Here is a 22,742-nt window from a genome sequence, read left to right on the forward strand (position 1 = left end):
GCTGGCTTCTTCTCCGGGCTTGTTTTCCACTGTACCCGAAACTAGATGCATTTGCATCTATCGCCGCATATAACGCAGCCTTGGAGAAAATATTCCCTTCTGCTATTCAGCGTCCCCGGGGGCGGCACGGCGTCCGCTGACCTTGGGAACCATGCCGGTGGTCCAGTCCTGTAACTCGGCGTCCACGTCGTTCGCCGGTCCGAACTCCAGCCGCTCATGCATGGCATGGAGCAGCGACTTCTTTTCCCGGCGGCCCTCCACGAGCCGGTAGAGGACGGGGACCAGCACGAGTGTCAGGGCCGTGGAGGAAACCAGGCCGCCAATCACCACGACGGCGAGCGGCTGCGAGATGAAGCCCCCGCCCCCGGTGAGCCCAAGGGCCATCGGTGTGAGCGCGAAGACAGTTGCCAGCGCTGTCATCAGGATGGGACGAAGGCGCTGCCTGGCCCCGTGGGTGATCGCGTCCGCGACACTCATGCCAGGGAGGCCGTTCCGCGGCTGCCTGTATTGGTTGATCAGGTCAATGAGCACAATGGCGTTGGTCACCACGATCCCCACCAGCATCAGCATGCCGATCAGCGAGGGCAACCCCAAGGGAACGCCGGTCACCAGGAGCATCCCCACCGCCCCGGTCGCCGCGAAGGGGACGGAGACAAGGAGGATCAGTGGCTGGACCAGGGACTTGAAGGTGGCCACCATGATCACGTACACGATCGCGATTGCAGCAAGGAGTGCCAGCCCGAGCTGCTGGAAAGACTCGGCCTGCTGTGTGGTCGCACCGCCGATTTCAGCCGTGACTCCGGGCGGGAGCTGGACCGATGTGAGCCGCTTCTGCACCTCCGCATTCACCGCGCCCAGATTGGAGCCCGACGGCGTCACGGAGACTTTTGCGGTCCGCTGGCCGTTGCTGGCCGTGATGGAAACCGGCACGTCCACCTGCTCGACGGATGCGATGCTGCCAAGCGTCAGGGGCCCGCGGGCGGCCGGAAGCGCGATGTTCCGCACAGCCTCCAGGCTGGTGAACTGTGTTCCTTCGCCTATCTGGACGGGAAAGTCATCAGTGTCGATCCGGACATTGCCGGCCGGCACAGGGCTGATGGTGGAGGCCAGGACCCCTGCCACCTGCTCCTCGTTGAGTCCGGCTGCCACGGTCTTTGCCCTGTCCAGTTTGACCTGCACCACGGGCTGGATGGCGGCGAGGTTGGTGGCCACCTCACTGGCTCCCGGTGCCCCGGTCATGGCCTGGACCATCGCATCACTGGCCTGGCGGAGGTCAGCCGAGTTCCCCGCCTTGAGGGTGATGTCAACGGTGGAGGATGTGCCGAAACCGCCCTGCTGGGAGCCGACCGAGATCTTCCCGGCGTCAGCCACTTTGGCCAGCTCTGCCCGGACGGTGTCCTGCAGTCGGGCCTGGTTGGCCTTTTCATCCGTGACCACAGTGAAAGTGGAATTGGACGCGCCGGATGACGTCAGGGCGGCGAACCCGCTTTGGGCATTGCCGGAAGTGACCTGGACGTTCTTCACCCCGTCGATGCGCCGCAGCAGCTCTTCCAGCCTTGTAGCGGCCGTGCTTGTATCCGCCAGGCTTGTTCCGGCCGGAAGCACCTGGCGGACTGTCATGCTGTTCTCACCGGACCGGCCGAGCAGATCGGTCGCCAGCAGCGGCGTCATGGCGGCGGTACCACCCAGGACCAGGACAGCTGCTATCAGTGTCACTACCGGGTGCTTCTGGGTCTTGGCCAGGACAGGCAGATACCCGCGCTGGAGCATGCTCTTCCGCTCAGCCTCCTGAGCCTTCGCCCGGGCCGCGGCAGCTGACTCACGAACGGCAGCGGACTCAAGAAGAGCGGCGGATCCGGCGGGAGTCTTCAGGAACCAGTAGGCGAGGACCGGCACGATCGTCAAGGAGACGAGCAGCGATGAGAGCAAGGCCATGGTCACTGTCAGCGCGAAGGGCCGGAAGAGTTCGCCGGCAAGCTCGCCCACAAACGCAATGGGCAGAAAAACAGCAACGGTGGTCAGTGTGGAGGCCGTGATGGCGCCGGCAACCTCACGGATGGCGGTCAGGATGGCCGTGACTTTGTCCTCGCCGTAACTAAGGTGGCGCTTGATGTTCTCGATGACCACAATCGAATCGTCCACTACCCGGCCTATGGCGATCGTGAGCGCGCCGAGGGTCAGGATGTTCAGCGAATAACCCGTTGCCGTGAGGCCGATGAAAGTGATCAGGAGCGACAGCGGGATGGACACTGCCGTGACCAGGGTGGAGCGGGCTGAGAGCAGGAACACCAGGATCACGGCGACGGCGAAGCCCAGGCCCAGGAGGCCCTCGGTGGTGAGGTCCTTGATGGATTTCTCAATGAACGGTGCCTGGTCGAATACCGGCGTGAACCTGGCGTTGGATCCCAGCTCGGCTTCGAGCCCGGCCAGCGAATCCTTCACCGCATGGGAAATTCCCACGGTGTCGCCTTCGGGCTTCTTTGTCACCGAAACAGCCAGGGTTTCCTTCCCGTTCGTCCGTGTGATGGACGTGCGCGGGTCGTCCTTGAGGCTGACATCGGCCACCGTGCCGATGGTGGCCGCGTCCTTGGCGCCGCCCAGCGGCAGGCCCTTGATGGCGTCAAGGGAATCCACGGGGCTGCCGACCTGCAGCGAAAGCGTCTTGCCTTGCTCCTCGACGGTCCCGGCCGGAACCAGCGCGCCGTTGTTGCTGAGCGCATTCCGGATGGACTGGATGGTGACGCCCATGGCTGCCATGGCATCGGCGCGGGGAAGGATTTCGATGTGCTGGGTGGCGCCGCCGGTCACGTCAGCGCCGCGGACGCCGTCGATCTTCTGCAGCCTGGGAACGCTGAGGCGTTGCAGGTCCGCGTTCAGCTCGCTGAGCGGTTTGTCCGATGATACGGCCAGGAACACGATGGGGAAGTCGCTGATGCTGCCGGCGATCGCCTGCGGCTGAACGTCATCCGGCAGGGAGCGCTTGGCATTGGAAATGGCACGGTCGATCTGGTTCCGGGCACGGTCAAGGTTTGAGCCGTAGGTGAAGGCCATGGTGATCTGAGAGACGCCGTTGCGCGACGTGGAGGAAGTGGACTCCAGGCCTTCGACGCCGTTCAAAGCCTTCTCCAGCGGCGTGCTTACCTGCTTGTCCACTACTTCCGGCGAGGCCCCGGGCATGGCTGTCAGGACTGTGATCTGCGGGAACTCGATGGAGGGTATGAGTTCCTGCTTCAGCGATGACATGGTGATCACGCCGAACACCGAGGCAAAGACGGTGATCAGCGCGATCAGGGCCCGGTTCGCGAGTGAGAGTTGTGCCAGCCGGAACATCGCGGGACTCCTGTGGTTTGAGGGTCAGCGGGAGGCCGAGACGCTCTCCAACTGGAGCGACTTTGCCGTTGCACTCTCGAGCTCCGCGGCCAGTTCCGGGTTGTCATCGAGCTTGACGCCGTATCCGGGCATCATGTCCTTGAGCTTGGCCTGCCAGCCCTTGAAGTTCTTCGGGAAGGACTTCTGCAGCAGTTCGATCATGATGGGCACCGCGGTGGAAGCACCGGGGGATGCGCCCAACAGCGCTCCGATGGATCCGTCGCGGCCCGCGATCACTTCGGTCCCGAACTGCAGCACGCCGCCCTTCTTCGGGTCTTTCTTAATGATCTGTACACGCTGGCCGGCCGTAATGAGTTCCCAGTCGCCGTCCTTGGCCTCCGGATAGTATTCGCGCAGGGCTTCCACCTTGTCGCCGTGGCGCTTAGCGACTTCCTTGATCAGGTAGGCCGTCAGGTCCATGTTGTCCTTGGCGACTGCCAGCATCGGAATGATGTTGTGGGGCCGGATGGACAGAGGCAGGTCCAGGTACGAGCCGCTCTTCAAGAAGTTGGTGGAGAACCCGGCGTACGGCCCGAACAGCAGCGAGCGCTTGCCGTTGACGTAGCGCGTGTCCAGGTGCGGAACGGACATGGGCGGGGCGCCGACGGAAGCCTGGCCATAAACCTTGGCGCTGTGCTGCGCCGCCAGTGACTGGTCCGTGCAGCGGAAGAACTGGCCGGAGACGGGGAAGCCGCCGAAACCCTTGCTTTCCGGAATGCCGGAGGCCTGAAGCAGGTGAAGCGCGCCGCCGCCTGCACCGACGAAGACAAACTTTGCGTGGATCTTCCCGTGTTCCCCGGAGGCCGGGTACTTCAGCGAAAGGTCCCAGCCGCCGTCGGAAGCCTTGGAGATGCCAGTGACTTCATGGCCGTAGTTGACCTCGACGCCGTTGTTCCCCAGGTAGGTGGTCAGTTCCCGGGTGAGTGCGCCGAAGTCGACGTCGGTCCCTTCGGCTGCGCGGGTTGCGGCGATGCGCTGCTGGCGGTCGCGGCCCTTGACGATCAGCGGCGCCCATTTGGCGATCTGGCCGTGGTCCTCGGAGTATTCCATGCTGCGGAACAGCGTGTGGCCCTTGAGCGCCTCATACCGGGTCCGGAGGAATTTGGTGTTGTCCTCGCCGATGACAAAGCTCATGTGCGGGACGGTGTGGATGAAGCCCTGGGGCGATCCGATCAGGGAACGCTCCACGAGGTGGGACCAGAACTGCCGGGAGAGCTGAAACTGCTCGTTGATGAGCAAGGCCTTCGAAGGGTTAACGGAGCCGTCTTTGGCTGCGGGGGTGTAATTGAGCTCACAGAGGGCGGCATGGCCCGTTCCTGCGTTGTTCCACGGTCCGGAGCTTTCCAGTCCGGGTTCATCGAGCCGTTCGAAAAGGGAGATGCTCCAGTCCGGCTCAAGCTGCTTGATGAACGCACCCAGCGTGGCGCTCATGATGCCGCCGCCAATCAGGACGACGTCGGCATGTTGGGTCTTGGAAATGAAAGTCACAATCAGTCTCCGATAGCAGCGGCTCTGGCTGTCACAGAATATCCCCGCCCGGCCACATACTGAAATTGGCCGGGCCCGTCAAGGCTTTAGCTGGACCTTCGTGAAAACTTCGTTTAAGACAGGAGACGCCGGGTAGCTGAGCACGCGGTCAGACAAGGCAAGCGCCGAGATGGGGAAGGCAATTGGGACGGCAGGGATGGAGGCTGCGATCTGGGCGTTGATGGTGCGGTACTGGTCGTCGCGGTCTTTGCCATCGGGCATGCCGCGTGCGCGGTTGATCTTGGAGAAGACCTGCGGGTCCTGGTACCCGAACTCGCCGTTCTTCTCGCCGAACAGCGGGCCCAGGAAGTTGTCGGGATCCGCATAGGCTCCGTTCCAGCCGAGCAGGTGAAGGGCATGGTCGCCGGGTGACTGGACTTTTTGGAGGTACCCGTCGGACCAGTCCACCGGCACCGGCTTGATGTTCAGTCCGACGGCTACCAGCTGCCGGCTGATTTCGGCGTACACCTTCTCGGGCGTGGGGAGGTACGGCCGGGTGGCGTTGAGCGGGTAGTAGAACCTCAGCTCCTCACCCGCATAGCCGGCGTCGGAGAGATAGGTCTTGGCCTTGTCCGGGTCGTGGCCCAGTGTCGGAGCGCTGTTGTTGAAGCCACTGATTTTGGGCGGGACGAACTGGCTTGCCTGCGCTGTGTTGTCGATGAAGAACTTGCGGATCAGGAAGTCCTTGTCGATCGCCATTTCGATCGCCTGGCGGATCTTGTCTTTTTGCAGGAGCGGCAGGTCCTGGTTGATGCCCAGGTACATGACGGAGAAGGGGTCACGCTGGACAATCTGCTTGCCGCGCTTCACCAGCTGGTCGAAGTTTCCGACCGTGACGGCGTCATACCCGTCGATCTTGCCGTCCAGGAGGGCCTGGAGCCGCGTCTCGGGGTGGTCGTAGGTGAGGAAATTGATCGTGGCGATCTGGCCCCGGCTGCCCCAGTAGCTGTTGTTGCTGACCAGCGTGACGCCGGTGTCGCCCCAGGCGGACAGGCTGAACGGGCCCGTTCCCACGGGGTTGCTGGCGAAGGCGGACAACGGCTGGCCCCCGCGTGTCTTGTCCAGGACGTCGGCGGTGCCCTTGACGAGCGCTGTCGGGGAGGCGATGGCGAAGGCGGGAAGGGTCAGCGCCTGCAGGAAGGCGGTGAAGCGCTGGGTCAGATCGATGCGTACGGTATCCGGGGACAGGGCGGTGCAGCTCTTGAAGATCGACAGGGACGCCTCGTCGGAGTGGGCTTTGAACACGCCCTTGAAGGAGCTGCCCGGGGCCTGTTTCCTGAGCGCTTCAGAGAAGGTGAACCAGCGGTTGAAATTGGCGCACACGGCGTCAGCGTTGAAGGGGGTGCCGTCCTGGAAGGTGACGCCGCTGCGGAGGGTGAAGGTGTAGGTACGGCCTTCGTCGGATTCGCTCCATTCCGTGGCCAGCAGGGGAGTGGGCTTGCCGGTTGTCTGGTCCACCCCCACCAGGCCTTCGAGGATCTGCCGGGTGATGCGGTAGGTTTCCACGTCGTTGGAGAGGGCAGGGTCCAGTCCCAGGGGCTGGGACGCGGTGCCGAAGTTGAAGGTGGCCGTTGGTGTGGCTTCGGGGGGTGTTGTAGAGGGAGTTGTGGAGGTGGGCGAGGGTGCCGGGACTCCCGTGCAGGACGTTGCCGTCAACGCGAGGAGGACGGCGCCGGTCTTGATCACCGTTCGCCGCGATGTACTGCTGGGCACTCGTTTATCACCTCTTGGCTGCTGCCGGCACCGCTGACTGCGGACCGGGCCAAGTCTAGTTGACAGACCTTGGTGCTTCCGGGCTGATGCTCGCCAGCGGTTCGCGAATGCCGGTGCCGGGCCCGACGGACGTCCCGGCGCCACGAGCATCAGGCTGCGGCCCGGTCCAGAAACCGGTCCGCAGCCTGGTGCCGTTGGTGCATGCTTACTTGGGCATCAGCACCGAGTCGATCAGGTACACCGTGGCGTTGGCCGTGTGGACCCCGCCGCAGATGACGGTGGCGCCGTCAACCATGAGGGCGTCCTTGCTGCCCGTGACAGTCACGGAACCGCCCTGGACAGTGGTGTGGGTGCCCGCAATCTTGTCCGGAGTGATCTGGCCTGGGACCACGTGGTAAGTCAGGATCTTGCCCAGCAGGGCGTCGTCCGTCTTGAGGGTTTCGATGGTGGCGGCATCGATCTTGGCGAAAGCGTCATCCACTGGCGCGAAGACAGTGAATTCGCCGCTGTTCAAGGTATCCACGAGGTTGACCTTCGGATTCAGCTTGCCGGAAACAGCGGCCGTCAGCGTGGTCAGGATGGGGTTGTTGGAGGCTGCGACGGCGACAGGATCCAGCGCCATGCCCGTTACGGATCCCGCGCCGCTGGGAACCTTTGCCGCGTAGCCGGCGCACCCGGGACCGACCAGGTCGCGGGCAGGGTCCATCGCCGCAGCCGACGTTGCCGCTGGTGACGAGGCCATGCTGGATGCGGAAGGTGCCGCCGTGTTGGCCGACGGGTTCGGGGACGTGGCGGCGGTTCCACCGCAGGCGGTCAGGCTCAGCAGGGCTGCGGCTGCAACACCTGTAGCGGTGAAGGTTGTGCGCTTGAATGACTGCATTTCGGTTCTCCTTGTTAGTGCCGATTCAATGGCCCGCCGCGGTGCTGCTGCGGCAATCGCCTCTTCCGACTCGTAGGCACCTGCCTGGGCTGGTGTCTCAAGGGCTATTCGGGCGCTGCAGCGGCCCGGATGGGTTGAATCTCAAGGAGTTTTTGGGTGCCCGCATCCGCGGAAAGAAAAACACCCCGGTCCAAAGACCGGGGTGTAAACGGGTGATTCGAATCATGCGTAAAGGATGACCCGCCTCACCACAGTTGTGCGCAAGGGGGGACTTGAACCCCCACGCCCGAAGGCACAGGAACCTAAATCCTGCGTGTCTGCCAATTTCACCACTCGCGCGCGGCACCCATATCCAACTCCGTCCGACTACGCGAAAAGCGTACGACGGCGGATGCCAGTTTCCATTGTAGCGTCGGGCCGGGGGCTTCCCGTCAGCCCGACCTGCGATTACTTAGCAGGCTGCCGGTCAAGTTCCAGGTCACGGCGGAGTTTTGCCACGTGGCCGGTTGCCCGGACGTTGTACTGGGCCAATGCCACTTTGCCTTCCGGATCGACAACGATGGTGGAACGGATAAGTCCCTGGTATGTCCGGCCATAATTCTTCTTCTCGCCCCAGGCGCCGTACGCCTCCGCAACCGCATGGTCCTCGTCGGACAGCAGCGGGAAACTCAGACCCTCATTGGCGGCAAAGGCCGCCAGTTTTGCCACAGGGTCGGGAGAGATGCCCAGGACCTCGTACCCCGCAGACTGGAAGGACGCCAGGCTGTCACGGAAATCGCAGGCTTCCTTGGTGCAGCCGGGGGTGGAAGCAGCCGGGTAGAAATAGACGATGGTGCTGCGCCCGCGCCTGGAAGCCAGGCTGACGTCCTTGCCGGAGGAGTCCTTGAGGGTAAAGTCGGGCGCGTCGGCCCCCGTGGTGAGTCTGTCAGCCAATGTTTGTCTCCTTGTAGCGGGCCGGACACACCATTTTAGTAACAGCACCGGGCCGGTGCGAATCGGCACTTGGCTATACTGCTGATATGCCTGATATGGATCGCTGGCCCACGGGGCGCCTCTTGTCCACTGCGGCCCGTCTCGTTGAACACTCATGGAACGAAAAGCTGGGAGCCATTGGGCTGACCCATGCCGGTGTGATCGCCATTGAAGTTCTTGCGGCGCAGGGGCCCATGACCCAGGCACAACTGGCCCAGTATGTCCGCGTCCAGGCCCAGACCATGGGTAAAACCTTGAGCCGGTTGGAAAGCCATGGCCATATTGCCCGCGTCCGGAGCACATCCGATCGCCGCAGCCACGTTGTTTCGCTGACTGAACGCGGCAAAGAGGCAGCAGCCGCTGCCGTGGAGATGGAACGTTCGGTGCTTGCCGCTGCTTCCATCGACCCGGACGTACTTCGACAGGAACTCCAGGCTGTGGTCAGGGAGCTGGCGCACCAGTTCGCCTCGCCGGTCACCAGGGCCCTGGTAGACGAGGCACCATTGGCGTGAAGTCAGGCTCCACTGATTGCACGGAACGCTGAAGCGTAGCGGTCATTAGTGGATGGTGCGAGCTTGCCGCTGACGCGCAACAGGGTGGCACCCTTCAGGTAGTGCCATTCGGTCCCGAACACGGGGCTCGCCTTTTTCAGGACCTCCTGAATGTCAGCAGACCGTTCCCGGGCGTCAGCTGCGTTGGCGAACACCTCCACAACGGCGCCGGCATCGATTCCGGTCCTCCCTTCGGCGGCACCGGCGTCCGTGATCCAGGCAGCGGAGAGGTAGTGGCCCGGCCGGCCCAGCATCCTGCTAGTGTCCAGGTCTTCGGTAAGTGTTGTGACCGCTGTGATGGTCGGGACCCTGGCCTTCAGCTCAAACGCGATTTCGGTAGCGTCCACGGACGGTGCCGGAGCAGGTGTGGCGCTCGCGGTTGCGTAAGGTGCCGTGCCGGGAGCGGAAGAGGGTGCCGGGGGGATCACGGGCGAGCATGCAGTCAGCACAATCGCCGCTGCCCCAAGGCAAACAACGCGTGTACCCATAAACCTGATTCTAGGGGTCGAAAGACCTGGCCTGCCCCACCTGGGAAGCTGTCAGCCGAGGTGCACGGCAGTCCAGGAGACAGGCGGCAGGGTGATCCCGAGGAAGCCGTCCCGGACAGCTACGGTCTTGTTCTTCGTAAGGCCCACCCGGTCAGGCTGGTCGAGGGTGTTCTTCGCATACACGTCCGCATCGGACAGGGTCTGGGCGTCCAAGACTATGCTGCCCTTCAGGGCTGTCACATCTACCGTGACGTCGGCTTCTTCCGTTTGGGAGCGGTTGACCAGAAAGACGGCAGTGGTGCCGGTGGCGGCGTCGAACGTGGCAACGGCATCTATCAGCGGGACCTCACCGTAGACGTCGGTGGTATAGGCCTCGGCTTCCAGCCTGACGTCAAGGGCGTTCCCCTTGGCAAACCTGGACGTCAGGGCGAAGGGGAAGAACGTGGTCTGCCTCCAGGCGGGACCGCCGGGTTCGGTCATGATGGGGGCGATCACATTGACCAGCTGGGCAAGGGAGGCGGAGGTAACGCGGTCGGCGTGCTTGAGCAGTGAGATCAGCAGGTTGCCAACCACGACGGCGTCCGCGACCGAGTAGGCATCCTCCAGAAGGCGGGGAGCAGTGGGCCAGTTGTCGATTCCCGCGATTTTGTCCACCTTCTCGAACCGCTCGTTGTACCAGACGTTCCACTCGTCAAAGGAGACGTTTATGGTTTTTGTGCTGCCGTTGACGGCCTTGACGTGGTCCGCCGTCGCAACCACTGATTCGATGAACCGGTCCATGTTGGATGCGGAGGCCAGGAAGGAGGCCAGGTCCCCGTTCTTCTCCTCGTAGTAGGCGTGGCAGGAAATGTAGTCCACGTCGTCGTACGTGTGGGTCAGGACCACCCGCTCCCATTCCCCGAAGGTGGGCATCTGTGCGTTGGAGGAGCCGCAGACCACCAGTTCGACAGACGGGTCAAGCTGCCTCATGGCCTTTGCCGTTTGGGAGGCGAGTTTGCCGTAATCCTCGGCGGAGCGGTGCCCCAGCTGCCAGGGGCCGTCCATTTCGTTACCGAGGCACCACATTTTGATGCGGAATGGCTCGTCACGGCCATTTGCTACTCGTCGCTCGGACAGGTCTGTTCCAGAACGGATGTTTGTATATTCCAGAAGGTCGAGGGCTTCCTCGGTGCCCCGCGTGCCGAGGTTCACAGCGAGCATTAGCTCGCTGCCTACTTTCTCCAGCCAGGAGCTGAATTCGTGCAGGCCCACTTCGTTTGACTCAGTGGAGTGCCAGGCCAGGTCCAGCCGACGGGGGCGCTGGTCCCGTGGACCTACGCTGTCCTCCCAGCGGAAGCCGGAGACGAAGTTTCCTCCGGGGTAGCGGATGGCAGAAACGCCCAGTTCCCTGACGAGCTCGATAACGTCCGTGCGGAATCCGGAGGCGTCTGCATTGGGGTGGCCGGGTTCGTAGATGCCGTCGTAGACGCAGCGGCCCAGGTGTTCGATGAATGAGCCAAACAGGCGCGGATTGACGGGGCCGATGGAGAATTGCGGGTCGATGGTAAGGCGCGCGGAAACCATGGTGGTCCTTTAGGTAAGGGGCGGGTCGCTTGTCGGTGTCGTGCGTGTCGACGACGTACTATTTGAGGCTTCCGAGGGACAGGCCACCCTGCCAGTACTTTTGCAGGGTCAGGAATGCCACGACCAGGGGGATGATGGAGACGAAGGAGCCGACGATGATAAGGCTCCACAGTGAATGGCCACCGCCGTTGTTTGATGACGCCAGCTGAGACCAGAGGCCGATGCCGACGGTAAGCGGGTAGAGCTTTGCCGTGGACAGCATGGCCAGCGGCAGGAAGTAGTTGTTCCAGGTCCCGACGACGGATAGCAGCAGAACGGTGACGAGTGCAGGCCGGAGCAGGGGCAGGGCCACCTGGAAGAAGGTGCGCAGCTCGCCGGCGCCGTCCACCCTGGCCGCATCCAGCAGCTCGTCCGGTACGGCGTCAGCGGTGTAGACACGCATGAGGTAGACGCCGAAGGGGCTCAGCAGCGATGGCAGGATAACGGCCCAGACGGTGTCGGTCAGCTTGAGGTTGGAGAGCAGGATGAACGTGGGGATGACCAGGGCAGTCATGGGAACCATGACCGCGCCGAGGAGCAGGGCGAAGGTCAGGTCCCGTCCCGGAAACTTGTATTTGGCGAAGCCGTACCCGGCCAGGACCGAGATCGCGGTGGCACCAAGGCCGCCGCTAACGGCATAGAGCAGTGAATTGCCTAGCCACCGCAAGTACTCCCCGCCGTTGTAGGTGAATAGGTCTTGGAGGTTGGCCACCAGGTTGAAGTTCTTGTCGAACCACATGGCGCCTGAGGAACCGGCAAAAAGCCCCTCAGCGTCCTTCGTGCTGGCCACGAAGAGCCACCAAATCGGAACCAGGAAATACAGCACCAGGACGCCCAGAAAGATGTGCGCCACGAGATTTCGACGCGGCTTTGGCCGTCTGGCGGGGGAGGCGAGGGGGGAACGGACGGTGGCGGGGGCAGAGGTCGTGGCTGCGCTCATGAGAGGGTGCTCCCTTTTTTCCGGGTGGCGAACATGAAGATATACACGGCGATGAAGACGACAATGCCGAGGGAAAAGGAAATGGCGGACGCATAGTTGAACTGGGCGTAGCCGAAGGCCAGGTTGAACGCGTAGATGTTCGGTGTGAAGTCCGGGGTGATGCTGCCGTTGGCGACCGGGCCCAGGATTTGTGGCTCCGAGAAGAACTGGAGGGTTCCGATCAGGGCAAATATCAGGATCAGCACCAGCGCAGAGGACACCAGGGGGACCTTGATTCGGAAGGCAACCTGGCGGGTGGAGGCTCCGTCGATTTTTGCTGCCTCGTAAAGGGAAGGGTCAATTCCCTGGAGTGCCGCATAGATGATGATCATGTAGTAGCCGGCCCACTGCCAGGTCACCACGTTCAGCAGCCCGTAGAAGACGTTGTCCTGGCTAAGAAGGAAGGGTGCTGAAGCATGGAAGAGGGAGAATAGCTGCTGCAGCGGCCCGAATGACGGGCTGTAGAGGAATCCCCACATGAGGGCACCTATGACTGCCGGCACCGCGTAGGGAAGGAAGATCATTAGCCGCGAGAACTTGGCGAGTTTGGTGGTCAGGTGGTCCAGGACCAGGGCGGCAGCCAAGGAAACCGCCATTTGTACCGGTATGAGAACCAAGGAAAAGCGGACGACGAACCAGACCCCGCTAAGGAACTGCGGGTCGGTGAATGCGTGCGCATAATTCTCCAGCCCGCTGAACCGGGTACCTGTCGCCAGGCCCTTTGTGAAAAGGCTCAGGTAAAGGGCATAACCCAGGGGGGCGAGGAGGAAGGCGACGAAGACCAGCGCGAAGGGGGCGATGAAGAGCCAACCCATCCGTGCCCGTCGTGACGCCATTGTCTTGTTGCGGGAACCCCTGCCTTCATTGCGTGCTGAGCGGCCCCGCACTTCCGGTGGAGCGTCTTGCGGCAAGGGTGTCACCGTTGACCCGTGAACTGCCATGATCTGTCCTGCGTCTTTCTGTCGGTCGATCCGGCCCTGCTCCGCCAACGCCTGGCAGGCGGAGCAGGGCCGGGCTGCTACTTGACTGTGAACCCCTGGCTCTTTGCGTAAGTCACCATGGTGTTCTGCAGCTCGGTGGCCGCCTGCTCTCCGCTGACTTCGCCTGAGTTGATCTTGACGGTCTCGGCTTGCAGCTGGGCGTAGTAGTAGACACTGAACGGGCTGTAGTTGAAGCCGTGGTAGGCGTTCTCGGCCGGAATGTAGATGTCCTTGTTGGCCGTTTGACCGTTGAAGAAGTCGACTTTGTTATTGATGAAGGCGTCCGACTTCAGCACATTCTGGTTGAGTGGAAAGATGGTCTGTGTTTTCCAGCCATCCGTGAGCGACGCATCGTCGGCGTAGAGGCCCTTGGCGACTTCGGCAGCCAGCTTCTTGTCGCTTGCCTGCGAGGTGACTGCGAAGGTTGAGCCGCCCCAGTTCACCGAGACGGGGTTGGCGGGATCCCACTGGGGGAGAGGCGCGACGGCGAATGTGCCCTTCTCCTGCCCCTTGCCGACTCCGGAGCCGGTCAGGTATCCCGGGGCCCACGCTGCGGAAATGTACGTGGCGTACTTACCGCCGACCATGCCGGAGATGTAGTCGGTGTTGAACTGGTCCTGAGTGTCGACCAGGCCCTTCTTCACCAGGCCGGCCCAGTAGTTCAACACGTCCTTCGCCGGCTGGCTGTCAAGGTTGATGGAAATGTTCTTTTGGTCCGCCAGGTCGTATGTAAAGGGAACGGCACCTTTTTGTGCCATCAGTGCGGTCAAAGCGGCGGGAACGTTGCTGCCAAGGTCACCAAAGGCCGGTCCGCCGGCGTCCTTGACCTTCTGGGCCGCCGTCTCATATTCGGCCCACGTCGTGGGCGGCTGAATGCCGTACTTGTCGAGCACGTCCTTGCGGTAAATCATTGCCATCGGGCCGCCGTCGACCGGTATGGCGTAGACGGAGTCCCCCTGGGAGACGTCCTTCCAGGAGCCCTCGCTGAAGTTCTTCTTCACGTCGCCCGCGCCGAACGCGCTCAGGTCGACCAGTGCGTTCTGCAGTTCGAATCCCGTTAGCTGGTCCGCCTCGAGCATGATCACATCGGGTGCACCCTTGCCGGCCTGGATGGCGGTCTGGAACTTGGCATACTCGGGGGCTCCCTGGCCGGCCACAGTCCAGCAGACCTGCACGTCGGTGTGCGCGTTGTTGAAATTGTCCACAACCGTGGCCATGTTCGGGTACCACGCCCAAACTGAGACTTTCGGTGCATCGGCGTGGACGATCTTGTTTGTGCAATTGGTCGTGCCAGCGCCTTCGGAAGCGGCATCTCCTCCGGAGCAGGCCGAGAGGCTCGAAGCCAGGGCGACCGTCGACAATGCGGCCGCGATTGTTTTCTTGTTCACGTGGGTCCCTTCGGTGCTGCATTTACTGGACGTCATCGTCTGAAGCGAGTCTCCGCACCTGCCTGTCCAAAGGCGTGCTTGGACTGCCTGTTTAGGGGCTTTTGGTAGGATGTAGAGGAGGCTGCTCACTCATTTACATCGATGTATGTAATCGATGTAAACCATACTGATGGCAGGGCGTTGGCAAGTCAAGAGTTATTTTTAGGGTTGTTTCAGACGGCCCGAGCAGAGGATCCTCGGGGAATAATCCGGAAGGAGGATTCAAACTCCCGGGGTGGAATGTTTGCCCCTTCTCCATCGATCCGCTCCAAAAGCATCCGCACGGCGGTCTCAGCAATTTCCTGGCGTCCTGGGTCCACAGTGGAGAGTGCGGGCAGCGAGTATCGCGTCTCGTCAATATCATCGAATCCGATGATGGCCACGTCGTCGGGAATCTTAAGGCCGGCATCCTGCATGACGCTCATGGCGCCGAGGGCGATCGAATCGTTAAAGGCCACCACGCCGTCAAAGGTGAGTCCCGACGCCAACACCCGCCGCATTGCCTGGGCTCCGTCAGATCTATGCCAGGCCTGGACATCGATGATCAGTTCCTCCCGGTAAGGTACTGCTGCGCGCTTCAACGCCCGGCGATACCCCTCAAGTCGCAGCCCGGCCGAGCCAATCACCTCGCCGGAGTGGGCTCCAAAGGCGAGGGGTTCTGTGCACCCGAGTTCAAGCAGATGTTCGGTTGCTGCTTGGGACGCCTCGATGTTCTGCATGGTTACGTGGTCTGCCGGGCCGTTGAAGATGCGTTCACCGAGCAACACGACAGGTGTCGGGATATCAATTAGTCCGGCGTCCTCCTGCCCAAGACCGAGCACGCTGTAGAGGATGCCGTCCACCATCCTCATCCGCGGTCCATGAAGGATTTGGAGCTCGCGTTCCCGCTCCCCGCCGCTTTGCTCGATGATGACCGCCTGCCCCCTCTGGGTGGCGGCAGTCATGACAGCGTCTGCGAGCTCGGCGAAGTATGCGTTTTTGAGGTCCGGGATGATGAGGCTGATCACGCCCGTCCGGCCGGAGCGGAGCCCCCGCGCCGAAAGGTTGGGTTGGTAGCCAAGGTCATCGATGGCCGACAGGACCCGGCTGCGTGTCTCCGCCTTGATGTTCGGGTGATCGTTGATCACATTGGACACCGTCTTGATTGACACGGCTGCCAGCTGGGCCACGTCACGCATCGTGATCGCCATTTCGTCCTCTCGTAAAGGCAGATAGCCGCCTCTCCTACAGAGATTACATCGTTGGAACCGAAGCTGGGCAGGCGGCCAAGTTGCTATGGGATAAACATCGGACCGAGGTGATAGGTGTCGCTGATCCCGACTCAGCCGGCAAATTCCTGCGGCAACCGATGAGTGAGGGCAATCATGGTCGCGGCGTGGCCGCCAGTTCCCAGCACCCCAAGGGAGTCCGGCATGACTTCCCGGCGCCGGAAGCGGCATTTCCGGTTGGCAGAATCTCAGTCCAATTGCCGCATCACGGGGGGCAGGTCCGGAGTGCGGACAAAGTGAAACCCCGCCTTCATGGCCTCTGGCCAGAAGACGGGGTTTCCGTGGTGCACCCCCCGGGACTTGAACCCGGAACCCATTGATTAAGAGTCAATTGCTCTGCCAATTGAGCTAGAGGTGCATCGTGTTTTTGATCTCCCGGGGCCTTTTTTCTTTCCCCGTTGATCTCCGCAACGACATGAAACTCTACACGAAGTTTCAGCCCAAGTGAAATCGACACCGAGCCGCAGCCGCGGCTTCATCGGGGAGGCGCCAGGACCACTACAAAATCAGGATTTTGGTTGTTGGTGAGCAGCCAGAATCCACCGTCCGGGGTCCTTACGACGTCGCGGATACGGCCGTACTCCTGTGTGAAATAGGCCACAGGCGTTCCCGCATTTTCGCCGTCCAGGGGGACCGTCCACAGCCGCTGGCCGCGAAGGGCCCCGAGATAGGCAGTGGATCCTGCGATTTCGAGTCCGCTGGGTGAGGAATCCGCCGTCGAGGGCCACACAACCTCCGCGTCCCGGAAGCCTTCACGATGAGGGGCGCCCGTCACCGCAGGCCAGCCGTAGTTGCTGCCCGGAAGGATCAGATTGAGCTCGTCGTTGACGTCGGGCCCGAATTCAGAGGCCCAGAACCTGCCTGCACTGTCCCATGCCAGCCCCTGCACATTCCGGTGCCCAATGCTGTAAACGGCGTTGCCATACGGATTCCCGGGGGCAGGCTTCCCGTCAGGCGTCAGCCGCAGGATCTTCCCACCCAGGGCATTGGGATCCTGCGGCTGTTCACGGCGCTGCGAGTCGCCCGTGCCCACGTACAGGAAGCCGTCCGGGCCGAACCTGATCCTGCCGCCGTTGTGCGTGGAGGCTTTCGGGATTCCAGTAAAGATGACGTCAGGGTCCCCGAACGATAAGGAACCTTCGGTCTTTTCCTCGAGCTTCACCCGGGCAATCCGGTTGTCCCCGGCGGCGGTGAAATACAGGTAGAGGTATCTATCGGCGGCGAAGCCGGGGGAGAGGGCAAGTCCGAGCAGTCCCCCCTCCCCGGCCGGCACGACGCCGGGGACCTGGCCGATGGTGGTTGCCTTGCCGTCCCGGACGGCCTTTAGCCGGGCCGAGGCCCGTTCCGAGATGACCGCTGTCCCGTCCGGCAGGAAGACAGCCGACCAGGGAATCTCCAGTTCCAGGTCCAGCTGGCCTACCACCTGGGGCTGTGCGCTGCCTCCCGGGCTGGTGCCCGTGCCCGTGCTGGTGCTGCTGCCGGTCGGCGGTCCGCTTCCGTCACCCGTGCAGCCCGACAGCAGCAGGGCAAGGCACGCTGCCCAGGCGGCTGCATGCCTGCGGGCAGACGAGGAATTAGGACCGGTTCCGCCTCGGCGCCCGGAACCCTGCGGCCTCCGCATGTGCCGCCGATTCAAACCAGACTTCAGCCCTGGTCTGCTCATAGTCCGGGTGCCCCTCCTCGTAATAGACCATCGACCCGGCGTCCCCTTTGACCGTGTAGTCCGCCGGTCCGCTGCCGTCGGGGGCCGGGGAGGCAGAACCCTGGCCATACGGCTCGTCTGCGGCGAGGTGGCCAGCCGGCACGGCACCTGTCCCGTAGTCTGCAGCGGCCCCTGCCGGTTCCTCCATGTGGGTTCCGGCCGTTTCAACCGCCTCCGAGGACCGAGTCCGGTCGGCCGTCTCAGTTTCCGGCGCGTTGTCCGGAATTTCGGGCAGTGCCGTGGCGTCGGCAGGAACCTCGGTCTGAGCCGCTGCGGGCTGCGTCACTACCGGATCCTGACCGGCGCTCTCCTCTGCCGCATTTTCGCCGGCGGCTGTTTCAGCGCCGGGCAGCGTCGGCGTATGCGGGCCGGTGTATTCGTCGTGATGGACGGGAGACGGCTGGGCCGGGGACCTGTCGGTTGTTCCCGTGTTCCCGTCCACCTGCTGCTTCTCCGCAGGTGGCGCTGCGGGGGACCCGCCGGCCTCGGACCACTGGGTCTCCCACTCGGCCGCTTCTTCCTGCCTGCTGGAATCCTCCTCAAGCCGGGGGGCTTCCGGCGTTGCCAGGTCCTCCTCGCCGGGACGGGATATTGGCGCGGCGGCCGGGGCCCCTTCGGGGGCGCCGACGTCGGCGCCCGCAGGCTGGGCGGCCTCCCCGGTTTCCAACTCGGTCGTTTCCGCGTCCGCCTTTTCCAAGCCCGTCGTTTCCATGTCCGTGGTAGCAGCTGATACGCCCGGCTCATCATCCGCAGTCGTCGGAGGGACCGGCTCGGCGGGCCGTCCGAATCCTGCCGCACTGGGGATACCGGCGGTGGCTGCCGCGTCGGCGGAAGCTGCCGCGCTTCCGCCTGCGAGGGCACCCTCTGCCCGGATCGCCTCGCCCGGGGCCGAAGAACGGGCCTGATCCTTGCCGCCGGAACCGCTGTTCGTGGCAGAACTGCTGCGGTTCAGCAGCCACCAGACGACGCCGACTATCAGCACGATGACGATGATCCAGAAGACAAAATCCATAACAGAGCCCTTCGGTCCGGATGGCAAGGTTGCCTCCCTGACGGTACGTCCGCGCGAACACGGATGTCTAGGTTTCAGCACGTCAGGACGTGGCCGGGGCCCACAGGGCCTACCGATGGAGGCGGCCCGGAGTGATGGGGCGCACGTCCAATCCGGACAGACAGTATGGATTCTCAATATCTGAGACGAGAGTCCACTACTTGATCGAAATATTCCCGGAATTGCGCTTAACGGGCGCTTCAGGGTCGTTGGCCCCCTGATCGGAGCCATAGACTTTGACCCATGAGTGAGGACACCCTGATCGCGACCGACAATAAGCCTGACATCAAGCCCCGGAGCCGGGTCGTCACTGACGGAATCCACGCCGCGCCGGCCCGTGGCATGTTCCGCGCCGTAGGAATGGGCGATGACGACTTCGCAAAGCCCCAAATCGGCGTCGCGAGTTCCTGGAACGAAATTACTCCCTGCAACCTCTCCCTCAACCGGCTCGCGCAGGGCGCCAAGGAAGGCGTTCACGCGGGCGGCGGCTTTCCCATGCAGTTCGGCACCATCTCGGTCTCCGACGGCATTTCCATGGGCCATGAGGGCATGCACTTCTCCCTGGTTTCCCGTGAGGTCATCGCCGACTCCGTCGAAACCGTCATGCAGGCCGAGCGGATCGACGGTTCAGTGCTCTTGGCCGGCTGTGACAAGTCCCTCCCGGGCATGCTGATGGCAGCAGCCCGCCTCGACCTCGCCAGCGTCTTCCTGTACGCCGGCTCCATCATGCCCGGCTGGGTCAAGCTTGAGGACGGCTCCGAAAAGGAAGTCACCCTGATTGATGCGTTCGAGGCCGTTGGTGCGTGCGCCGCCGGCAAGATGAGCCTCGGGGACCTGGAACGCATTGAAAAGGCCATCTGCCCCGGCGAAGGCGCCTGCGGCGGGATGTACACGGCCAACACCATGGCCTGCATCGGCGAAGCCCTGGGCATGTCCCTTCCGGGCTCCGCCGCGCCGCCCTCGGCAGACCGCCGTCGTGATGACTTTGCCCGCAAGTCCGGCGAGGCTGTGGTGAACCTGCTCCGGCTTGGTATCACGGCACGGGACATCATGACCAAGAAGGCGTTCGAGAACGCCATCGCCGTGACAATGGCATTCGGCGGCTCCACCAACGCCGTTCTGCACCTGCTGGCCATTGCCCGCGAAGCCGAAGTGGAGCTGACGCTCGACGACTTCAACCGCATCGGTGACAAGATCCCGCACCTCGGTGACCTCAAGCCGTTTGGCCGCTACGTCATGACGGACGTGGACAAGATCGGCGGCGTGCCGGTCATCATGAAGGCACTGCTCGACGCCGGGTTGCTGCACGGCGACTGCCTCACCGTTACCGGCAAGACCCTCGCCGAAAACCTTGCGTCCATCAACCCGCCGGACCTTGACGGCAAGATCCTGCGGGCCCTGGACAATCCGATCCACAAGACCGGTGGCATCACCATCCTGCACGGCTCCATGGCCCCTGAAGGTGCCGTCGTGAAGAGCGCCGGCTTCGATGCCGATGTCTTCGAAGGTACTGCCCGCGTGTTCGAGCGCGAGCAGGGCGCCCTCGATGCCCTGGACAAGGGTGAAATCCATGCCGGTGACGTGGTGGTCATCCGCTACGAAGGCCCCAAGGGCGGCCCCGGCATGCGCGAGATGCTGGCCATCACCGGCGCCATCAAGGGTGCCGGGCTGGGCAAGGACGTCCTGCTCCTGACCGACGGCCGCTTCTCCGGCGGAACCACCGGCCTGTGCATCGGCCACGTGGCCCCGGAAGCTGTCGACGGCGGCCCCATCGCCTTCGTCAAGGACGGCGACCGGATCCGCGTGGACATTGCCGCCCGCAGCTTTGACCTGCTGGTCGACGAGGCGGAACTGGAGTCCCGTAAGGTCGGCTGGGAGCCGCTGCCGGCGAAATTCACCAAGGGTGTCCTCGCCAAGTACGCCAAACTGGTGCACAGCGCCTCCACTGGCGCATACTGCGGGTAGCAGGCCCTGCGAGCCCAACTAGGTAGCAGCAGGTGTCGTTTTGAGCGCTCATAACGACATCTGCTGCTACTCAGTTGGGGGAGGCATTCAGTTAGTGGACAATGAAGTCCACATGGTGAGATGCGGTAAGGTCACATTGACACGTATCTTGCTGAGAGGGAAAACTGAACGCATGATCGCATTCGTTACCAGCTGCGCCGCTGCAGATGCAGTAGTCGTCCTTACCAGGCGCGTGGCTAAATAGCCCGACTGGTAACGAACCGTCACGCGCAAACCCCTCGAAGAGCCGCCAGGCTGAGGGGTTTTTTTATTTCCCCGCAGTTTCCACGAACACAGATGATCCACAAGGAAGAGTCCGATGAGCAAAGGATCGCCGATCAGCCCCTCGCTGATGGCTACAAAGTCCGCTGGAGCCCCCAAGGCTCCGGAACGCGCCGACCGACCGGCTGACACTGCCGCCGTCGTCGCCGATCTTGCCGCTGTCTCTCCTGTCCTCGGGCCGAACACTGTTGTACCCCCAACGGTGATGACCGGCTCGGAAGCTATTGTCCGCTCGCTCGAAGAACTCGGCGTGGACGATATTTTTGGTTTGCCCGGTGGCGCGATCCTGCCTACCTACGACCCCTTGATGGCTTCAAGAATGAATCACGTGCTGGTCCGTCACGAACAGGGAGCCGGCCACGCCGCGCAAGGCTATGCAATGGTTACCGGCCGGGTTGGTGTCTGTATCGCCACCTCCGGTCCCGGTGCCACCAACCTCGTCACTGCCATCATGGATGCACACATGGATTCCGTCCCGCTGGTGGCCATCACAGGCCAGGTATCCAGCGGCGTGATCGGCACCGACGCGTTCCAGGAAGCGGACATCGTCGGTATCACCATGCCGATCACCAAGCATTCCTTCCTGGTGACCGACCCCAACGACATCCCGCACGTGATGGCCGAAGCCTTCCACCTGGCATCCACTGGCCGCCCCGGCCCGGTGCTGGTGGACATCGCCAAGGATGCCCAGCAGGGCGAGATGACCTTCGCCTGGCCGCCCAAGATCGACCTTCCCGGCTACCGTCCCGTGACGCGCGGGCACAACAAGCAGGTCCGCGAAGCAGCCAAGCTCATCGCGGCCGCCAGCAAGCCGGTACTGTACGTGGGCGGCGGCGTAGTGAAAGCGCATGCCTCCGCGGAACTCCGCGAGTTGGCTGAGCTGACCGGAGCTCCGGTGGTCACCACCCTGATGGCGCGCGGCGTTTTCCCGGACTCGCACCCGCAGCACGTGGGCATGCCGGGAATGCACGGCACGGTATCAGCTGTTACCGCCCTGCAGCAGTCCGACCTGCTCATTACGCTCGGGGCTCGCTTCGATGACCGCGTGACCGGAATCCTGAAGACCTTCGCCCCGCTGGCCAAGGTCATCCATGCCGACATCGACCCCGCGGAAATCTCGAAGAACCGCACAGCCGATGTGCCCATCGTAGGATCAGTCAAGGAAATCATTCCCGAGCTGACGGAGGCAGTCCGTGCCCAGTTCGAGTCCTCCGGCACCCCGGAACTCACCACCTGGTGGGCCTTCCTGAATAATCTCAAGGAAACCTATCCGCTGGGCTGGACCGAACCCGACGACGGCCTCAGCGCCCCGCAGCGCGTCATCGAACGGATCGGCGCCCTGACCGGACCCGAGGGAATCTACGTCGCGGGCGTGGGACAGCACCAGATGTGGGCCGCCCAGTTCATCAAGTACGAGCGGCCCCACGCCTGGCTCAACTCCGGCGGCGCCGGCACCATGGGCTACGCCGTACCGGCCGCCATGGGCGCCAAGGTAGGGGATCCTGACCGGGTGGTCTGGGCGATCGACGGCGACGGCTGCTTCCAGATGACCAACCAGGAACTGGCCACCTGCGCCATCAACAAGATTCCCATCAAGGTTGCCATCATCAACAACTCGTCGCTGGGCATGGTCCGCCAGTGGCAGACGCTCTTCTATGAAGGCCGTTACTCCAACACCGACCTGAACACCGGCCACGACACCGTCCGCATCCCGGACTTCGTGAAGCTGGCGGACGCCTACGGCTGCGCGTCCTTCCGTTGCGAACGCGACGAGGACATTGACGCCACCATCCAGAAAGCCCTGGAGATCAACGACCGACCCGTGGTCATTGACTTTGTGGTGAGCCCCAACTCCATGGTGTGGCCGATGGTGCCCGCCGGCGTGAGCAACGACCAGATCCAGGTTGCCCGCAACATGACCCCGGAATGGGAAGAGGAGGACTGATC

16 protein-coding genes and 2 tRNA genes are annotated in these 22,742 nt (G+C 63.0%); 3 read left to right on the forward strand and 15 right to left on the reverse strand.

Translation table 11 applies throughout. The annotated features are described in order from the left end of the window. Positions 1–102: 102 nt before the first annotated feature. The 6 genes from QFZ40_RS06915 to bcp all read right to left on the reverse strand — a co-directional run bounded on the left by QFZ40_RS06915 (position 103) and on the right by bcp (position 8,422). Positions 103–3,330, reverse strand: a complete 3,228-nt coding sequence (locus QFZ40_RS06915; RefSeq protein ID WP_306903565.1) for an efflux RND transporter permease subunit — start codon at positions 3,328–3,330, stop codon at positions 103–105. A 24-nt stretch (positions 3,331–3,354) separates the two neighbouring features. After that, positions 3,355–4,857 carry a malate:quinone oxidoreductase gene (locus QFZ40_RS06920; RefSeq protein WP_306903566.1) on the reverse strand — a complete coding sequence of 501 codons (1,503 nt, stop codon included), beginning with the start codon at positions 4,855–4,857 and terminating at the stop codon, positions 3,355–3,357. Between the two features lie 78 nt (positions 4,858–4,935). Beyond that, positions 4,936–6,609 carry an ABC transporter substrate-binding protein gene (locus QFZ40_RS06925; RefSeq protein WP_306903567.1) on the reverse strand — a complete coding sequence of 558 codons (1,674 nt, stop codon included), beginning with the start codon at positions 6,607–6,609 and terminating at the stop codon, positions 4,936–4,938. A gap of 205 nt (positions 6,610–6,814) precedes the next feature. Beyond that, complete coding sequence (locus QFZ40_RS06930; RefSeq protein WP_306903568.1) at positions 6,815–7,489, reverse strand: fasciclin domain-containing protein; 675 nt, start codon at positions 7,487–7,489, stop codon at positions 6,815–6,817. Positions 7,490–7,746: 257 nt separating this feature from the next. After that, positions 7,747–7,828: transfer RNA gene (locus QFZ40_RS06935), tRNA-Leu, on the reverse strand. Positions 7,829–7,936: 108 nt separating this feature from the next. Next, the gene (bcp, locus tag QFZ40_RS06940; protein WP_306903569.1) at positions 7,937–8,422 is read right to left on the reverse strand and encodes a thioredoxin-dependent thiol peroxidase; all 486 of its coding nucleotides are present in this window, start codon (positions 8,420–8,422) and stop codon (positions 7,937–7,939) included. A gap of 95 nt (positions 8,423–8,517) precedes the next feature. Between bcp and QFZ40_RS06945 the strand changes: the two genes are divergently transcribed. Next, on the forward strand, positions 8,518–8,973 hold the full coding sequence (locus tag QFZ40_RS06945; protein WP_306906850.1) for a MarR family winged helix-turn-helix transcriptional regulator: 456 nt from the start codon (positions 8,518–8,520) through the stop codon (positions 8,971–8,973). Positions 8,974–8,975: 2 nt separating this feature from the next. Here the strand turns inward: QFZ40_RS06945 and QFZ40_RS06950 are convergent, their stop codons facing one another. The 9 genes from QFZ40_RS06950 to QFZ40_RS06990 form a co-directional block, all read right to left on the reverse strand. Then, positions 8,976–9,500 carry a hypothetical protein gene (locus tag QFZ40_RS06950; RefSeq protein ID WP_306903570.1) on the reverse strand — a complete coding sequence of 175 codons (525 nt, stop codon included), beginning with the start codon at positions 9,498–9,500 and terminating at the stop codon, positions 8,976–8,978. 51 nt (positions 9,501–9,551) lie between these two features. Then, entirely contained in the window at positions 9,552–11,063 is a 1,512-nt protein-coding gene (arfA, locus tag QFZ40_RS06955) for an arabinosylfuranosidase ArfA (protein WP_306903571.1), read from the reverse strand. A gap of 58 nt (positions 11,064–11,121) precedes the next feature. Then, on the reverse strand, positions 11,122–12,042 hold the full coding sequence (locus tag QFZ40_RS06960) for a carbohydrate ABC transporter permease (RefSeq protein ID WP_306903572.1): 921 nt from the start codon (positions 12,040–12,042) through the stop codon (positions 11,122–11,124). Beyond that, positions 12,039–13,022: a carbohydrate ABC transporter permease gene (locus tag QFZ40_RS06965; RefSeq protein WP_306903573.1), complete on the reverse strand. Its 984-nt coding sequence runs from the start codon at positions 13,020–13,022 to the stop codon at positions 12,039–12,041. The genes QFZ40_RS06960 and QFZ40_RS06965 overlap by 4 nt, the downstream gene beginning before the upstream one ends. Before the next feature lie 77 nt (positions 13,023–13,099). Beyond that, the gene (locus tag QFZ40_RS06970) at positions 13,100–14,449 is read right to left on the reverse strand and encodes an ABC transporter substrate-binding protein (RefSeq protein ID WP_306903574.1); all 1,350 of its coding nucleotides are present in this window, start codon (positions 14,447–14,449) and stop codon (positions 13,100–13,102) included. A 212-nt stretch (positions 14,450–14,661) separates the two neighbouring features. Further along, positions 14,662–15,678 (reverse strand): LacI family DNA-binding transcriptional regulator, encoded by a 1,017-nt coding sequence (locus QFZ40_RS06975; RefSeq protein WP_306903575.1) that lies wholly within the window; start codon positions 15,676–15,678, stop codon positions 14,662–14,664. Between the two features lie 360 nt (positions 15,679–16,038). Further along, positions 16,039–16,114 (reverse strand) — tRNA-Lys (locus tag QFZ40_RS06980). Between the two features lie 117 nt (positions 16,115–16,231). Then, positions 16,232–17,377: a PQQ-dependent sugar dehydrogenase gene (locus QFZ40_RS06985; protein WP_306903576.1), complete on the reverse strand. Its 1,146-nt coding sequence runs from the start codon at positions 17,375–17,377 to the stop codon at positions 16,232–16,234. Beyond that, positions 17,331–18,470, reverse strand: coding sequence for a sunset domain-containing protein (locus QFZ40_RS06990; RefSeq protein WP_306903577.1), 1,140 nt, complete (start codon positions 18,468–18,470; stop codon positions 17,331–17,333). Before QFZ40_RS06990 ends, QFZ40_RS06985 begins: the two co-directional genes overlap by 47 nt. A 282-nt stretch (positions 18,471–18,752) precedes the next feature. Between QFZ40_RS06990 and ilvD the strand changes: the two genes are divergently transcribed. Together ilvD and QFZ40_RS07000 are read left to right on the forward strand one after the other, a co-directional pair. After that, complete coding sequence (gene ilvD, locus QFZ40_RS06995; RefSeq protein WP_306903578.1) at positions 18,753–20,474, forward strand: dihydroxy-acid dehydratase; 1,722 nt, start codon at positions 18,753–18,755, stop codon at positions 20,472–20,474. A 358-nt stretch (positions 20,475–20,832) separates the two neighbouring features. Further along, positions 20,833–22,740, forward strand: a complete 1,908-nt coding sequence (locus tag QFZ40_RS07000; protein WP_306903579.1) for an acetolactate synthase large subunit — start codon at positions 20,833–20,835, stop codon at positions 22,738–22,740. Positions 22,741–22,742: the final 2 nt, after the last annotated feature.

The sequence above is a fragment of the Arthrobacter pascens genome, assembly GCF_030816475.1.
GTDB classification, from domain to species: Bacteria; Actinomycetota; Actinomycetes; order Actinomycetales; family Micrococcaceae; genus Arthrobacter; species Arthrobacter pascens_B.

Coding starts and splice junctions, on each gene's coding strand:
- QFZ40_RS06985 (WP_306903576.1), bottom strand. CDS start 17,377: ATGCGGAGGCCGCAGGGTTCCGGGCGCCGAGGCGGAACCGGTCCTAAT.
- QFZ40_RS06930 (WP_306903568.1), bottom strand. CDS start 7,489: ATGCAGTCATTCAAGCGCACAACCTTCACCGCTACAGGTGTTGCAGCC.
- QFZ40_RS07000 (WP_306903579.1), top strand. CDS start 20,833: ATGAGCAAAGGATCGCCGATCAGCCCCTCGCTGATGGCTACAAAGTCC.
- QFZ40_RS06965 (WP_306903573.1), bottom strand. CDS start 13,022: ATGGCAGTTCACGGGTCAACGGTGACACCCTTGCCGCAAGACGCTCCA.
- QFZ40_RS06975 (WP_306903575.1), bottom strand. CDS start 15,678: ATGGCGATCACGATGCGTGACGTGGCCCAGCTGGCAGCCGTGTCAATC.
- QFZ40_RS06945 (WP_306906850.1), top strand. CDS start 8,518: ATGGATCGCTGGCCCACGGGGCGCCTCTTGTCCACTGCGGCCCGTCTC.
- QFZ40_RS06950 (WP_306903570.1), bottom strand. CDS start 9,500: ATGGGTACACGCGTTGTTTGCCTTGGGGCAGCGGCGATTGTGCTGACT.
- QFZ40_RS06990 (WP_306903577.1), bottom strand. CDS start 18,470: ATGGATTTTGTCTTCTGGATCATCGTCATCGTGCTGATAGTCGGCGTC.
- ilvD (WP_306903578.1), top strand. CDS start 18,753: ATGAGTGAGGACACCCTGATCGCGACCGACAATAAGCCTGACATCAAG.
- QFZ40_RS06960 (WP_306903572.1), bottom strand. CDS start 12,042: ATGAGCGCAGCCACGACCTCTGCCCCCGCCACCGTCCGTTCCCCCCTC.
- arfA (WP_306903571.1), bottom strand. CDS start 11,063: ATGGTTTCCGCGCGCCTTACCATCGACCCGCAATTCTCCATCGGCCCC.
- QFZ40_RS06915 (WP_306903565.1), bottom strand. CDS start 3,330: ATGTTCCGGCTGGCACAACTCTCACTCGCGAACCGGGCCCTGATCGCG.